Origin of the sequence: Neochlamydia sp. EPS4 (assembly GCF_000813665.1) — a bacterium.
GTDB lineage: Bacteria > Chlamydiota > Chlamydiia > Chlamydiales > Parachlamydiaceae > Neochlamydia.
In genome coordinates, this window is record NZ_JSDQ01000068.1 from 41,566 (window position 1) to 56,769 (window position 15,204).

General features: G+C 38.5%; 12 protein-coding genes. 1 reads left to right on the forward strand and 11 read right to left on the reverse strand.

Annotated features, from left to right (window positions below; genetic code table 11):
* Positions 1 to 999 precede the first annotated feature (999 nt).
* Positions 1,000 to 2,982, forward strand: coding sequence for an acetate--CoA ligase (gene acs / locus DB42_RS07430; protein WP_044882408.1), 1,983 nt, complete (start codon positions 1,000 to 1,002; stop codon positions 2,980 to 2,982).
* Between the two features lie 58 nt (positions 2,983 to 3,040).
* Here the strand turns inward: acs and DB42_RS07435 are convergent, their stop codons facing one another.
* The 11 genes from DB42_RS07435 to DB42_RS07490 all read right to left on the reverse strand — a co-directional run.
* On the reverse strand, positions 3,041 to 3,487 hold the full coding sequence (locus tag DB42_RS07435) for a YtxH domain-containing protein (protein ID WP_044882409.1): 447 nt from the start codon (positions 3,485 to 3,487) through the stop codon (positions 3,041 to 3,043).
* Positions 3,488 to 3,490: 3 nt separating this feature from the next.
* Complete coding sequence (locus DB42_RS07440; protein WP_044882410.1) at positions 3,491 to 4,093, reverse strand: YtxH domain-containing protein; 603 nt, start codon at positions 4,091 to 4,093, stop codon at positions 3,491 to 3,493.
* 2 nt (positions 4,094 to 4,095) lie between these two features.
* The gene (locus DB42_RS07445) at positions 4,096 to 4,530 is read right to left on the reverse strand and encodes a DUF948 domain-containing protein (RefSeq protein WP_044882411.1); all 435 of its coding nucleotides are present in this window, start codon (positions 4,528 to 4,530) and stop codon (positions 4,096 to 4,098) included.
* A gap of 72 nt (positions 4,531 to 4,602) precedes the next feature.
* Positions 4,603 to 5,112, reverse strand: coding sequence for a BON domain-containing protein (locus DB42_RS10555; RefSeq protein WP_052436065.1), 510 nt, complete (start codon positions 5,110 to 5,112; stop codon positions 4,603 to 4,605).
* Positions 5,113 to 5,247: 135 nt separating this feature from the next.
* Positions 5,248 to 6,318: an AI-2E family transporter gene (locus DB42_RS07455; RefSeq protein ID WP_044882412.1), complete on the reverse strand. Its 1,071-nt coding sequence runs from the start codon at positions 6,316 to 6,318 to the stop codon at positions 5,248 to 5,250.
* Between the two features lie 416 nt (positions 6,319 to 6,734).
* Positions 6,735 to 7,901 (reverse strand): class I SAM-dependent rRNA methyltransferase, encoded by a 1,167-nt coding sequence (locus DB42_RS07460; RefSeq protein ID WP_044882413.1) that lies wholly within the window; start codon positions 7,899 to 7,901, stop codon positions 6,735 to 6,737.
* 25 nt (positions 7,902 to 7,926) lie between these two features.
* Positions 7,927 to 8,301 carry a DUF423 domain-containing protein gene (locus DB42_RS07465; protein WP_044882414.1) on the reverse strand — a complete coding sequence of 125 codons (375 nt, stop codon included), beginning with the start codon at positions 8,299 to 8,301 and terminating at the stop codon, positions 7,927 to 7,929.
* A 713-nt stretch (positions 8,302 to 9,014) separates the two neighbouring features.
* Positions 9,015 to 10,406 carry a dihydrolipoyl dehydrogenase gene (lpdA, locus tag DB42_RS07470; protein ID WP_044882415.1) on the reverse strand — a complete coding sequence of 464 codons (1,392 nt, stop codon included), beginning with the start codon at positions 10,404 to 10,406 and terminating at the stop codon, positions 9,015 to 9,017.
* A gap of 243 nt (positions 10,407 to 10,649) precedes the next feature.
* Positions 10,650 to 11,783 (reverse strand): 2-oxo acid dehydrogenase subunit E2, encoded by a 1,134-nt coding sequence (locus tag DB42_RS07475; protein ID WP_044882416.1) that lies wholly within the window; start codon positions 11,781 to 11,783, stop codon positions 10,650 to 10,652.
* 1,109 nt (positions 11,784 to 12,892) lie between these two features.
* A complete protein-coding gene (locus DB42_RS07485; protein WP_202965078.1) occupies positions 12,893 to 14,317 on the reverse strand; it encodes a leucine-rich repeat domain-containing protein in 1,425 nt (474 codons plus the stop codon).
* A gap of 550 nt (positions 14,318 to 14,867) precedes the next feature.
* Positions 14,868 to 15,204, reverse strand: a 337-nt coding sequence (locus DB42_RS07490) for a leucine-rich repeat domain-containing protein (RefSeq protein ID WP_368665349.1), incomplete at its 5' end; no start/stop codon positions are given.

Consider the following 15,204-nt stretch of genomic DNA (forward strand, 5'->3'; position numbering starts at 1 on the left):
TGCGATAGTTGCCTTATCTCATGGGGATAAAGAAATTAACCTAACTTCTCTTAAATCTTACCTCATAACATTTTTGCCATGCCTTTCACTCCATTCGCTGAAAAACTTTCTTCTTATTTTAAAGTCAGAACTTGATTTCTTTTTGTGACTAAATATTTCTTTCCACCAATTTTTTTAGGTCAAAAGATGACTAATCTTTACAAGATATAAGGAGTAATTAGCCCATCTGAAACATCTATTTTTTTTTGCTTTAACATGTTGCCAATTAGGTGCTGAACCAGGCTGTTTTTTCTTTCTTAAGTAGTCAACAATTTTACATTTAGCTAGCCCGGATTGTTAGAGCAAATTTTTCAGGAAGTGATATATTGAATGTCTTTAGGTATAAATTATTGCAGCCGCAAACTCTGCTTTGCTTCGTTCGCAGCTTGGTTTGCTTTTAGAAATAAGATATAAGCTTAATTTTCTTATTATTTAGATAGGTTTTTTGCCCGCCCTGAGAGGCTTCATGAAAACTTTGCCTTACCCAAATAATTCTCCACAGCCATTCGAAAAGTTTGCTCACCAGCTAAAGATCCATTCATATTCTACTCTTCTGTGAAAAGACAAGACAAGTTTGTCAAAAAATATAATTATTATTCACATAAAAAGCCCATTTAAAAAAAAACTAAGGTACTCTTTAGGGCTAACCGATAGTTATAATCGCATTGATTTATCCCTATATCTTTTAAAATAAATCACGCACTCCCCTATAATTTTCTTAATCTAAGGTAATTATCCTGTTCATTCCTCCTTTTCCTCTAAATATTTATCCTCTTAACAAAAAGCGCCCCCCCTCCCCCCAATTATTACAGTGTATGTGTGCTAGGAGAGCATGTTTATCATGTTAAGGTCAGATTTTTTAATAAAATAAGCTAGGGATATGCATAGATTATAAAAAATTACTTCACGCTTGGTAGCTCTTTTGGTATATTTACAACCTTAATATTTTTAGGACATTATATGCATAACAATAAAACATTAGCCCCTGTAGAGACCTTTTATCATGATAAACGCAAATTTACTCCTCCTCAGTCATTTGTGAATCAGGCGCATATGAAGGATCTGTCTCAATATACAGAAATGTATCAAAAGTCTATTCATCATCCCAATGAATTTTGGCTTGAACAGGCAAATACATTGGATTGGTTTAAAAAGCCTACCCTTGCGGCCCGTTATAGTTGGGAATCCAACAGTAACCTTATCCATCATACCTGGTTTGAAGATGGTATCCTCAATCTTTGCTATAATTGCTTAGATAGGCATTTAGAAGGGCATCGAAAGTTAAAGCCTGCGATCATCTGGCAAGGAGACAATGAAGAGGAAACGAAAATTTGGGATTATCAGACGCTGCATATCCAAGTCTGCCGTTTTGCTAATGTTCTTAAGAAATGGGGCGTTAATAAAGGTGACCGAGTATGCATTTACCTACCCATGATTCCAGAAATCGCGGTCGCCGTACTAGCTTGTGCTCGTATAGGTGCTATTCACTCGGTAGTTTTTGGAGGCTTTAGCGCTGAAGCCCTAAGTCATCGCATGAATGACTGTTCTTGTAAATTGCTAGTAACTGCAAATGCTAGCCTGCGTGGAGGTAAGCCAATCTACTTAAAATCTATTGCCGATGAAGCGCTAGCCTCCACTCCATCTATTGAAACGGTAATTGTGGTTCAAAGAACGCATGAGCTTTGCTCAATGCAAGCAGGACGCGACATTTGGTATGAAGAGGAAATGGAAAATGCTTCTCAATTTTGCCCTGCAGAACCGATGAATGCTGAAGATCCTTTGTTTATTCTATACACCTCCGGTTCTACTGGTAAACCCAAAGGAGTGGTTCATACTCAAGCTGGCTATTTACTGTATGCCTCTTTAAGCCATAAATATATTTTTGATATTAAAGATTCGGATGTTTATTGGTGTTCTGCAGATTTGGGGTGGATTACTGGTCATAGTTATGTGCTTTATGGTCCTTTGGCAAATGGTGCTACCACGCTTATGTTTGAAGGCACCCCTTATTACCCTGATGCAGGAAGATTTTGGAAAATTATTGAAAAATTTCAAGTAAATATTTTTTATACCGCTCCGACAGTCATTAGAGCCTTAATTCGTTATGGAAAATCTTATCTAAAAGGTTATGATCTTAGTTGCTTAAGGCTTTTAGGTACTGTAGGAGAGCCCATTAATCCAGAAGCATGGATGTGGTATTATGAAAATATTGGACAAGAAAATTGCCCCGTAATAGATACTTGGTGGCAAACAGAAACGGGTGGCATCATGCTCTCCCCTCTACCGGGTTGTCATGAAGCCAAGCCTGGAAGCGCTTCCAAACCTTTCTTCGGTATCGATCCTATTATTTTACGTGATGATGGAACTCCTTGCGATGTCGATGAAGGAGGATGCTTATGTATTCAGCAACCATGGCCAGGAATGATGCGCACTACTTGGGGAGATCATCAACAATTTATTAATACTTACTTTAAAACTTTCCAAAATGTCTATTTTAGTGGAGATGGGTGTTCGATAGACGAGGAGGGCGATTATTGGCTCTTAGGAAGAATTGATGATGTGGTCAATGTTTCTGGGCATCGTATGGGTACAGCAGAAGTCGAAAGTTCTTTAGTGAGCCATCCAGCTGTAGCGGAAGCTGCTGTAGTCCCTAAACCCGATGAGGTCAAAGGACAGTGCTTATATGCCTTTGTCATCCTTAAAGACAATGTAGAGAGCCATTCTGATTTACAGAAAGAATTGGCGCAGCATGTACGCCAAGAGATTGGCCCTATTGCTGTTCCTGACTACATTCGATTTATTGATGCTTTACCTAAAACTCGCTCCGGCAAGATTATGCGTCGGATCTTAAGAAAAGTGGTAGAAGGTAATGTAGATGAACTGGGAGATATAAGCACTTTAGCTGATCCTTCAGTTCTTGAATTTTTATTGAAAAGCGACTAGAAAGGAGTAAAGCATAAAGTTAAAGAGCGTTTAACTTTATGCTTTACTTTTTACTTATTCATTTAGGCGAAGAACGCTTTTTCTTTTTATTCTCAACAACTTGATTCACTTTTTTAGTCCGCCTTGGAGGCGCTGGAGTGAGGTCAGAAGAAGGAATAAAATCAGGCTTTTTAGTTAGCATACGCTGACATTTATTCCTTAGTTCTTTACGTAGTTGCCGGCCACTTTGGGGCGTTAACAGCACAGCACAGCTAATGCCTAGCACTAGGCCTATAACCGTTCCTTCCGCAAAGGCCTTAACAGTGGAGGGGATAGCTACCGCTGTAAAAGGAGAAACTTTGTTTAAAAAAGTTTCTTTAGCATAGGGCTTTCCTTTTATGTTCCCCTCTTTTGTTTGATGATTAAGCTTTTTCTTTACTTGCTGTCGAAAAGGGAGAAGAGCACATGCACTAGCAAGCCCTGCGCCCACCAAAGCACCTAAAACTATGCCGGGGGTGTTACGCACAAGCTACCTCCTTTTTTTCATCTCCTGCCAGATATTAAGACCGGTCATTGCCCAATCCATCATCCGATGAACAGGGTGATAGTGCTCTTCATTGTCTTCGGAGTCATCCTCCTCCTGGCTTTTACCAGAAAATTTGTCGGCAACAAATTTGGCTACATCTAACCAATTGCACGCTTTTATTTTATCTACCAGCCCTTCTTCCTCTTCTGAAGACTGTTGGGATAAAGCATATACGGCTGAGGCTCCGATCAATCCTGCTCCAATAATGCCAAGCACAATGTTTCTATTAGTACTATAGCTTGAAAAAGCATCGGAAGCAGCATGGCAAATATGATCGATGGAATCTTTAGCATTATCATAAATTTTATGCCCTTTTTCCATTGCTTCATGAGCATACTCTTGAGCCGTATCACTGACTTGATCATACATAGAATCAAGCGCTCTTGTAAACTTATGACCCTTAGGCTTTGGAGCAAAGAATAAAGCAGCAGCTGCACCAATGAGGCATCCTGCGGCAGCTCCTAAAGCAATGTTAGAGACGTGCTCATTTGTAGAAGGTTCTGGAGGGGTTAAGGGCTTTTTATTGCGGGGTTTAACTTTAACCATAATTATCTCCCTTTTTTTATTTTTTGCCAGGTTTTGACTCCTATTGTAGACAATTTTATCAAATCACCTACAATTTCATTCCAATCATTTTTTTTCTCAATGTGATAAAGATTACATGATTTTTCATCTTCATTGTCATTAAATGATTGAGTGACTTTATTGACTGCTGCGCTCACATGGTTGATAGAATCTAAAATGGGATTTAAGTCAGAGAGCTTATCTTGAGTTGCTATTGCAATCTTATTAGAGTTTTCTAAGAGTCGTAAGGTTTCTTGAACCAGGGGCTCGATTTTATTTTCCATTCGAAATAGGCTGGAATTAACATGTTGAACGGATTCGAGCACGGCTTTAAGAGCTTTAACTAAGAAAAAAGCTATAATACTAAATATTAACGTAGCTGACACGGCACAAACTGCATAAATCACATGACTATCCATTTTTTATTCCTTGATTTCTTTGGAAAAAATGCTGCTAGTTCAAGCCTAACTTTCCCTAGCAGCATACACTCATTATTTGCTGTTTGCAATTACAAGGTTATTTGACACACTTTTCACGCCAGGAACCTGACGAGCTATTGAAGCGATATGATTTTTCTCATCTTCGCTATTTACAGAGCCTGCTATAATCACATTCCCATTGTTTACACTAACTTCTGCAGTTTTAGCATAGGAGGAAAGTTTCTTATCATCTTTAATCGCCCAACGAATTTTTTGGGAAATATCTCCATCTGTCCAAGCAGCAGTTTTTTTTGTTTCACTATAACTAATCTTAGCGTCCGAGTGTCTTGGAAGATTAGATGGTTGTGTATAAGTTTGGCCAGCAGAATGTCCTGGAGTTTGAACACCGCTTGTATTCACAGAAGAATTTTTTATTTCTGTCTGGGAAGGAGCAGAGTTAAGATAAGAGGATTTTTCTAGGTTAGAAAGCCCCTCCTGTGAAGTTACAGCTTGCGCATGCAGCATAGAAGCGCCAGCTAGAACAGTCATAGTAGCTAAAGATAGTTTGAAAAGATTTTTCATCGAGGTTCTCCTTGATTTATTTAGATTGACATTCATGTTTAATTTGATCTGTATATTAAATGTTAAAAAATATACAGCTCTTTTGCAAATATTATTTAAAAGCACACCTAAATGGATAATATCCATTCGTTTAAGCTAAACAGCCATTTTTTCGGCTATATTTCTTTCCCAAAGGTCTATACTCAGCGTTTTGAGGATAGCATAGAGTGGCACAATAAAAAAAAGGCTCCAAAAGCCAAACAATGAAGCACTTGTAGCTAAAAGGATAATAATTGTAATAGGATGGATATTCAAACGCTTTCCTACAATCCGTGGCGAGATAAAGTTTAAATCTATTAAATGGACAATCAAAACGATTGCTAGCACTTTTAAGCCCATAAAAGGAGTGGAGGTTAATCCTACAAGTAAAGCGGGTAATGTCGAAATAAGAGTTCCAAAAAAAGGAATTAAATTAAAAAGGCCTGCGATTAGGGCAAGTAAAAATGCATAATCTAACCCAATTCCCCAATAGCCGATAAAAACTAAAACACCTACTATAAAAGCAATGATTATCTGCCCGCTGATATAGCTAGATAATATTTCATCTATATCATTTAACGCCTTTGTGACTCTTTCTCTATAGACAAAAGGCACATGGCTTATAAATTTCTCGGAAGCATGCTGATCATCTTTTAAAAAATAATACAAAATAAAAGGAGTGATAATGAAATAAGAGGCGACCGTGGTTAAAGAGCTTATACTGCTCACGATTCCTCCGCTAGCCCATTGCGTGATTTCTTGAAGATAATGATAAAATAAATTTCTTAGCTGCTCGGGAGAGAGAGAATAAAAGTTAAATACATTCATTAGGTCTACAGTTTTGTTTTCTACTTCCTTAAGCTTTTGTTGAGGAAAAGATCTAAAAGCTGTGATTTGTTTCTCAATGTAAGGCCAAACAATACTAATCAACAGGCTACCGGCTACCATCACGAACAAGTAAATAAAAATGATAATCAAATAACGAGGGATCTTAGTTTGGTCAAGATATCTGACAATAGGGCGGAAGATATAATAAAATAAGCCGGCAATAATTACAGGCAGCAAAAGGGTGGTAACAAACTGAAAAACTAATTTAAAGAAAGGGAAAAGCTGAAAGCCTATAAATAATGTTAGCAGGATCACTAAACTTGATAGAGCATTACTGAAAAATTTTTGATTATACCACATAGTCAACTGTTCTGTCCTGTCTGATTGCAGTGCGGATTAATAGAAGTAATTTTTCTTATGGTCTCATTATCTACATTGATGGATATCCCAGCAAGAGTAGAATTACTTATACTTTAAAAACTCTTCTAGTAAAACTCTTAAAAGTTCACCTCTTAAAGCCCCCTGAATACCACTTGGCATGAATGAAACAAAGTTTAAAGGAACTTTCAGGCTCTTAATGTACAAAAATGAATTATTCCTAGCAGCTTATAAACGCTCTTGAGACCAGCATGTCATTAATAAAAGCTATTGATCTTAGGAAATTATAAGGATTTTCATTCGCCAAATTTTAAATTTAATAGATTGCTTAATAAAACATAAGCTTACTGCCGCTTGTTATCTCTCCTCTAAAGCTTTTATATTTGGCTAAATAAGTTTTATTCTACATATAGCCACAGGCTTTTTAGATAATCTCCTTCTGGATGATAAATATTAAGAGGATGATCGATCCCTAAGCGGTGTCTGCCAATAATACGCACTTGGCGCCTGGCTTCAACTGCCGCTTGAAAAACAACTTTTTGAAAGAGCTGATCGTTAACATAATAGGAACAGGATGATGTTAACAATAAGCTTTGAGAAGGCATTTTTTGTAAGGCTATACGATTGATATCTTTATACCCTCTGCAAGCGGGAATAATATCTTTGCGATGTTTGGCAAAGGCGGGAGGATCCAAGATAATCAAATTGTAATCCAAAGAGGACTCTCTTAAAAATTGAAAAACGTCTTTAGGATAAAAGTGCATGTAAGAAGAAACACCATTCAACTCTGCATTCTTGTGGGCAAGGTTTAAAGCTACCTTAGAAATATCGACAGAATCTACTTGAGTAGCTCCGCCTGCAGCTGCATAGATACTAAATCCACCCGTATAAGCAAAACAATTTAAAACACGTTTATCTTTGGACAGGTTCTTAACCTGTGCACGCATCTCACGATGATCTAAAAAAAAGCCTGTTTTTTGCCCTTGCACAGGATTGACTAAGAATTTTATTCCATTCTCGCGAATGCTTACTTCCTCTTCTAATTTTCCATACAGCAACTGCTCTGTGGCTTTCATGCCTTCTTCTTTTCGAGAAAGCAGTAAAGATTTTTCATAAATAAATGTGGGTTGAAAGGTCTCTATAAGATAATCCAATAAGTAAGGCTTAAGATTTTCCATTCCTAAAGTCGATATCTGCACCACAAATCCTTTCTCATACCGATCGATGATGAGTCCTGGTAGAAAATCACCTTCACCATTGATTAAACGATAGGCCGTGGTGTCAGAAGAGAAAAACTTGGTGCGCAAAGCGGTAGCTAATTCTAAATTATTTCTAAAAGCTTCTAAGGGAGGCTGACTTCCAAAAGAGAGCATCCGCCCAAAAATTTTTGCTTTTGAATTGAAATAAGCACTGCCTAGTAAATCACCATGATGGGAATAAACAGGAAGAATCTCTCCACATAAATTTTGAGGCAGATGAGCGACAGCTCCTGAAAAAATCCATGGATGGCGATTTAAAATAGCTTTTTCTTTACCGACTTTCAACGTAACTTTTTTAACGAGCATAAATTAAACTACTAAGGAGAGAGGATTAACTTTTTAAAGGTGCATAACAGACACAAAACCAGGCTATAATCCAAATCAAGCCGCCAAGAGGAGTTATCCGCCCTGCTAATGCATTGCCGGATAAAGCCATATAATACAAACTTCCGGAAAATACAATAATGCCGACGGTAAATAACCAACCAGCCGTTTCAAGTAAAACCCCTGAAAGATGCTGAGGCGCTAAGGCTAATAGAATTAATCCTAAAGCATGGTACATTTGATAACGAACGCCTACTTCAAAAGTAACCAGCCTTTCTTTAGAAATTTTCTGCTTTAAAGCATGAGCCCCGAAAGCACCTAAAATGACTGCAGTCATTGCAAAAAATGCACCTATAGAAAAGAATAAATAAGAAAATGCCATACTATAAAGGCTCCAAACAAAAAGAGCTTAGCTTGGATGGCTACTAAATATCAATTGGATTTAGATAACTTTTTCAACTTAGCTTTTATCTCTGCTAAAAGCCCTTTAAATATCTTTTAAGAGACTTGTTTTGATTGATATCGATAGAAAAAAGCCAAAATATTTTTTCCTGGGAAGTAGTTATCCTGTGCTGTTTGAATAAAAACAACAAGGCTTGTATAGGTGGTCATGCATAAAGTTGAAATAATTCTTAGAAGACTACCCGCTGGTGCTTTAAAACCTTATCTACATTCTTAAGCTATCGTAGAAAAGGAGCTGATTAAGAAATAAGATATTGGGCTAATTCCTTGCAATTGCTTACAATTTTTTGCGCATCCTCAGAAATATAGCCTAAGCCTATTTTACCTAACTATACGCTTGTGAGCAGCTCCTTATGCAAATATATCTTTAATAAAAAACTTTGTTCTTAAGGAAAGAGCCAGCTTTTAAGGGTTACTTCCCTTTTTAAACTATCCATAGAGCTTATTTGGATGGTATGACCCAAGGCTTAAAATTTTAGAATAATTTTGAAGAGATAAAAAAACAATTACTGTTGAAATTTTTATATAGGAAAATAGGGATGGAAATGACCTGTAGGGTGAAATGCACAACAGGAAAGGTTTAAACATCCTTTCATCTTATCTGCGAAATCACCAACCGTGTTTACTTTTTTGCTAATGCATAGCATAACCTAAGGCATCCATAGCAGCTTCCTTGATAGCCTCTGTTAAAGTTGGATGGGAATGAGATAAGCGAGCAATATCTTCTAAGGTAACTTTCTTTTGGATTGCCAGAGCTCCTTCTTCAATCATTTCTGAGGCATGCGAGCCTAATATGTGCAACCCAACCACCCTTTCTGATTTCTTATCGCCAATGATCTTTACTATTCCTTCACTCTCGCCCATGCAGCGTGCTCTAGCGTTTCCTTTAAAAAAAGCAGTACCTACCATCACCTCTAATCCAGCTTCTCGTGCTTCTGTCTCGTTGAGCCCCACGGCCGCAGCTTCGGGATGAGTATAAACCACATGAGGAAGAGCCATATAATTAACATAGGCTGCCTTTCCAGCTATGATCTCAGCAACGGCTATGCCTTCATCTGAAGCCTTATGAGCTAGCATAGGGCCATCCACAATGTCACCAATGGCAAAAATATGCGGTAGGCTGGTCCTGAAAAACTTATCAATATTTAATGTTCCTCTGCTTGATTTTTTTATACCCATTTGCTCTAAGCCGAGTCCTTCTGTATGAGGCTTTCTTCCCACAGCTACTAGCAAGAGATCGGTATGTAAATTTTTCCTTTCGTCCCCCTCTTCAAATTCAATAGTTACTCCTTCTCTTTCATATTTTGCGGATTGAAGTTGAGCCGAAAGATGAAATTTTATTCCTTGTTGTTTTAATCCCCTTAACAAAAGTTTTCTAATCGTTGGATCCATAGCTAGGCATATTTCTTCTGCCCTTTCAATGATATGAACTTGAGTACCTAGGCGGCGATAAATTGAGGCCATCTCCACTCCAATCGCCCCTGCCCCAATTACTGCCATTTGTTTGGGCACTTTTTCCAAGCTTAGGGCCCCTGTAGAGGAGATAATTTTCTTTTCATCAAAAGCTAAAAAAGGCAATGCTACGGCTTCTGATCCTGTGGCTAGAATAAAATAGTTACCTTTTATCTTCTCTATGCGGCCATTATCTGTTACTTCAACCAGATGGGAATCCACAAATTTGGCTGTACCTCTGATGCTTTCCACCTTATTTTTTTTAAATAGGCCCGTTATCCCCTCTGTAAGGCTAAATACCACCTTTGCTTTACGTTGCATCATCGTTTCAAAATTAACTTTTATTTCATTATATTCTATTCCTAGGCCTTTACTCTCTTTTTCAAGCCATTCCCAATATCTTGTAGACTGTAGTAAGGTTTTAGAAGGAATACAGCCCACATTTAAACAAGTACCTCCTAGCGTTTGGGCCTTTTCTATACAGGCTACCTTCATTCCTAATTGAGCTGCACGTATGGCTGCCACGTAACCGCCTGGTCCAGCCCCTATTACTACTACATCGAATTGTTTCATGCCAGCCGCCTGTTTTTTTTCTTTTACTTTTATTTCAATAATAGACTTTTTTGCAATAAAAAGGGCCTTATCAGGAAAAGCAGCAGTTGCTAGCTTGCCTGCTAAATCTCCGCCAATTTTTATTGGTTGCTTTTATAGCTCTTCTACTGTTTTAGTAGAGATCTAATGAGAGTTTTACAAAAGCTACCAATCCTTTACCCTTAATTCTTCCTTACTCTCTCTTTAAAATCCTAAATTATTTGCTTATAGCCCAAGGAGCATAACCGCAGGGCATTCTAAAATACCTTTTAAATAAGCTAGGAAAGCAGCAGCTTCTTTACCTCTAACAAAGCGAGAATCATAGCTTAAAGCTAAATGCATGATAGGTCGGATGGTAATTTGATCGTCAACAACAATAGGACGTTTAATAATATTGTGTAGGGCTAAAATAGCTCTTTGGTTACCGGTACGAAGAGGAGTAGAAAACATAGAGCCATAGAGGCCAGCATCAGTGATGGCAAAGCTGCCTGTATGAAGGTCTCCTACAGAAAGAGAGCCTTCATAAGCCTGATGGGTAAGCTTTTCGATAGTCCTTTCAATCTCTGCGTAAGAAAGCTTATCGCCCTGGCAAAGGAGTGGTACCACGACACCCTGCTCGGTTTCCACAGCTATACCCATTTCGTAAGAGGAGTCCTGAACGCTTTGCTCTTCTTTAAGATACGAATGAATAGAGGGAAATTGAGGCAAGGCAGCCACGCAAGCTTTAACAAAGAAAGAGATTAAACCTAGCTCAATTTCATATTTTTTAATAAAAGATTTTTGGTATCTGTCACGTAGGTGGATAATCTGTGACAGATCTACTTCATTAAATATTGTCAGCATTGTGGCTGTATTTTCTACCTGGGCGACCTGAGAAACTGAGGCTTTTTGGGTAAAGTCCTTATTGCCATGCGATTGCTGCGGATGGAAAGACCAAGCAAGAGATTCCTGCTCAGAAAGAGAAGGAAGAGATCTTTTTTGACCTTCTTCTTTAAGCTCTTTAATAAAATCCTCTTTTTGGTAACGCATGCTTTTAAAGGATTCTTTAGGGTTTACTACCGTAGCTGGTAAAGAAGGTAAAAATTGCTGGGGTGGGGCGCCAAGCTCTAAAGATTCAATGGAAGCTTCAGTATCAATATATCCTAAAACCTGCCCGATGCTAACTTTATCGTGGAGTTGTATGTTAAAATGGATTACCCCCCTTTGAGGAGCATATACCATCTGATTGACTTTATCAGTCTCTAACTCAAGGATTTCATCCTCAATTCCTACATGTGAACCAGAGGGTCTAATGATATTAACTACAGTTGCTTCAGAAATAGACTCTCCCATTGAAGGAACTTTAAATTCAATTTTCATTATTAATCTCATTCATTTTAAGGTTAGTCGCTAGTCTAAAATTAGGAAGTTTTCTATCTAGAAAAATAAAATTAGCATGATGACAGTGTGCTTCATTTTATGCAAAACATAACCCTCCCTAACAGAAAATGCACTAATTATTTCATTCCTCTATTTGGCAAGGAAAGGGCGTTAAAAAAATCCTTAGCAACAACTAACGAGGAAAAATTTTGGCTATTGCTCTTTTTAGACTCCTCCGGCACTTTTTCTAGCCAATTTTAAAGCTTTTATTAAATTTTTTTAATTTTTTGTAACTTAAGAACTCTGATGAAGTCCTTCTAGACTATCGTTTCTCCCCTTCGCTAGCATTTTTAGCCTCATGCCTACAAAAATTTCCTTTGCCCTTCACCCATGCTTTAATGATTGTTTCTAAAATAGAAGATAAAGTTTCCTTTTTCTTTTAGCCATTTCCATTAAGACTTGCCCAAATTGCTTTTAATGCTAGGACTTTTAACCCATTTTTAATATTGCTAAATAAATTTCAAAGGAAAAAATTGATGATTTAGGGGCCTTGTTGCGTAAATGATCTAATAGCTCCTCTAAAGATATATCACATAAGTTAGCACCCATTGCCTTGGGCATTTCAAGTTTTGTCCTCTTGTTCATAACCAAGGATTTGGCATATAATTCTGCTTGTTGATAGGCTAATTTCCTAGGGGGAAAGTCTCCTCCAAAGCTTCTTTTAAAGCGGTACATCGCCGTTTCGGCAAGCAATCTTCTGTGATAGCCGCAAAGCTTCTTCCAGAGCTGCCTGGCCTCCTCATCGTCTCCTCCTAAGCCTTGAATGATTTTTAAAGCATCCTTTCTTTTTTTTCATCGAGGGTTTGTCCGCCTCTCGACTTAGCCTTCCTCCTCTTCTTGGAGGCACCAAAGGATCTATACCCGCACATAAGATGATAGGAAGGATGGTAAGCAGGTTGCCACTTAAGTGGAGCTTTTGCAGCTTGGATATCTGCCCGATTTCTGCTGGCAGAATGGAGAGCTGGTTTTGATTTAAGTGCGGATTACTTGTTTAAAGATAAGATGGCCAAAAGTTTTTTATTTCATTTTAGCTCACCCCCATTTAAAAATTACTTACGGCCACTCTGCAAGTGAAAACGCTGCCTTATTTTTTCTGCAATATCTTTCAAAGGATTTCCCGCTAATTCAAGCTTGGTAAGCTGAGACAGCTGCCCGACTTCTGTAGACAGAGCGGTGATCTGGTTTTGATTTAAGTTAAGCACTCCCAGCTTAGGCAGCTGCCCGATTTCTGCAGGCAGGCTGGTGAGCTGGTTTTTATTTAATTCAAGCCTTTGCAGCTGAGACAATTGCCCGATTTCTACAGGCAGAGTGGTGAGCTGGTTTTGATTTAAGTAAAGCTCTTGCAGCTGAGACAGCTGCCCGATTTCTACAGGCAGACTGGTGAGCTGGTTTTGATTTAATTCAAGCGTTTGCAGCTGAGACAATTGCCCGATTTCTGCAGGAAGGCTGGTGAGCTGGTTTTGGCTTAAACCAAGCCCTTGGAGCTGAGATAGCTGCCCGATTTCTGCAGGCAGGCTGGTGAGCTGGTTTTGGCTTAAATCAAGCCCTCGGAGCTGAGATAGCTGCCCGATTTCTTCAGGCAGGCTGGAGAGCTGGTTTTTATTTAATTCAAGCCTTTGCAGCTGAGACAATTGCCCGATTTCTACAGGCAGAGTGGTGAGCTGGTTTTGATTTAAGTAAAGCTCTTGCAGCTGAGACAGCTGCCCGATTTCTACAGGCAGAGCGGTGAGCTGGTTTTGATTTAAGTCAAGCCTTCGCAGCTGAGATAGCTGCCCGATTTCTGTAGGTAGAGCGGTGAGCTGGTTTTGATTTAAGTCAAGCCTTCGCAGCTGAGATAGCTGCCCGATTTCTGTAGGCAGGCTGGTGAGCTGGTTTTGGTTTAAGTCAAGCGCTTGCAGCTTAGATAACTGGCATATTTCTGGGGGTAAACAAGTCAAGCCTACTCCAGATAAAGCTAAGGACGTGATGTTTTTACAATTTTCTTCAATCCAATCTCTGAATAGCTCTCCTTTCTTTTCTAGAGGCAAGTGCTTAATTTCTTCTCGGCTCAAGTATTCTTCCCCATCAGGAAGTCTTTTCCAAAGTAAAAGGCGATTAATATTTAAGAGATAAGAAGAGTAATTATCCAGTGTTAAGCCTCTTTTTTCTTCTGTGTTCTCTTTAAATTCTAAAGGAGAAAAAGACTTGGCTAAAGTAAAGATTTGCTTAAAGATTGCCTTAGCTTTTTCTCCTTCAGAAAGCCTATCATCCAGCTTATAAATCATATCTAAAATAAAAGCCTGCTTGCTAATATCCCCTGGGGAAACATGTACTTTACCTATTTTTTTATAAAGAGAAGGCATCACTTCAGAGGCCAGCAGATGACGCCATCTTTTACAGACGCTAAATAAGGAAGGAACTGCGCAAGCCTCTAAGATAGGGAGCAGCAACTCATTAGGCAAGCTTTCAATAGAGGCCGAAGAGAGAGAATGCATTTTATTTCCTTGGGTAGTGACAACGTTTTCAGCATTTTTTTTAAAGACAATATAAAAAAATTAAAAAAGCAAGTCAAACGAATTCGTATCCTTATCAAGGAATACCACTCACCGATAATCTACCCGCGCTTTAATCCAAGATAGATTTAAGGAAAGAGGGGGCACCTTCCAAGCATTTAAAAGCAGCCACAGGTTTTGGGGATTAAGTGACGCGGCAATTTTGGTTTGGCTAAAAGAATGAGATTGATTCTTTGCCTTATTTGAGAAAAACGGCTCTTTTTGGTGCCTTGTTTTAATTCTTCTACCGCATGATGGAATACAATACGCCTAGCTTCTTCCTACCAAAGAAAGTTGTTCTCCAAGCCTAGCAATCTGCAGAAAAAGAGAGAAACTTCTTGTCATTATAAATGTGTAGGTTATAAATGTGTAGCTTAGCTTAAGCTTACTTATTTGCGGGAAGGAAAGCGGATGACTTGTTTAAAGATAAGATGGCTAAAAATTTTTTATTTCATTCTAGCTCACCCCAATTTAAAAAGTACTTAAGGCCATTCTACAATTGAAAACGCTGCCTTATCTTTTCTGCAATATCTTTCAAAGGATTTTCCGCTAATTCAAGCTTGGTAAGATAAAACAGTTGTCCTATTCCTACAGGCAGACTGGTGAGCTTGTTTTGATTTAATTTAAGCGCATGCAGATTAAACAGCTGCCCGATTTCTGCAGGAAGGCTGGTGAGCTTGTTTTGATTTAATTTAAGCGCATGCAGATTAGACAGCTGCCCAATTTCTGCAGGCAAAGCGGTGAGCTGGTTTTGATTTAAGCTAAGCCGTGCCAGCTCGGACATCTGCCCAATTTCTGCAGGCAGAGCGGTGAGCTGGTTTTGGTTTAAG

Excerpts from the sequence above, each read along its gene's own strand:
- lpdA (WP_044882415.1), bottom strand. The coding sequence starts at position 10,406 with ATGAAACAATTCGATGTAGTAGTAATAGGGGCTGGACCAGGCGGTTAC.
- DB42_RS10555 (WP_052436065.1), bottom strand. The coding sequence starts at position 5,112 with ATGAAAAATCTTTTCAAACTATCTTTAGCTACTATGACTGTTCTAGCT.
- DB42_RS07475 (WP_044882416.1), bottom strand. The coding sequence starts at position 11,783 with ATGAAAATTGAATTTAAAGTTCCTTCAATGGGAGAGTCTATTTCTGAA.
- DB42_RS07460 (WP_044882413.1), bottom strand. The coding sequence starts at position 7,901 with ATGCTCGTTAAAAAAGTTACGTTGAAAGTCGGTAAAGAAAAAGCTATT.
- acs (WP_044882408.1), top strand. The coding sequence starts at position 1,000 with ATGCATAACAATAAAACATTAGCCCCTGTAGAGACCTTTTATCATGAT.
- DB42_RS07445 (WP_044882411.1), bottom strand. The coding sequence starts at position 4,530 with ATGGATAGTCATGTGATTTATGCAGTTTGTGCCGTGTCAGCTACGTTA.
- DB42_RS07440 (WP_044882410.1), bottom strand. The coding sequence starts at position 4,093 with ATGGTTAAAGTTAAACCCCGCAATAAAAAGCCCTTAACCCCTCCAGAA.
- DB42_RS07485 (WP_202965078.1), bottom strand. The coding sequence starts at position 14,317 with ATGCATTCTCTCTCTTCGGCCTCTATTGAAAGCTTGCCTAATGAGTTG.
- DB42_RS07455 (WP_044882412.1), bottom strand. The coding sequence starts at position 6,318 with ATGTGGTATAATCAAAAATTTTTCAGTAATGCTCTATCAAGTTTAGTG.
- DB42_RS07465 (WP_044882414.1), bottom strand. The coding sequence starts at position 8,301 with ATGGCATTTTCTTATTTATTCTTTTCTATAGGTGCATTTTTTGCAATG.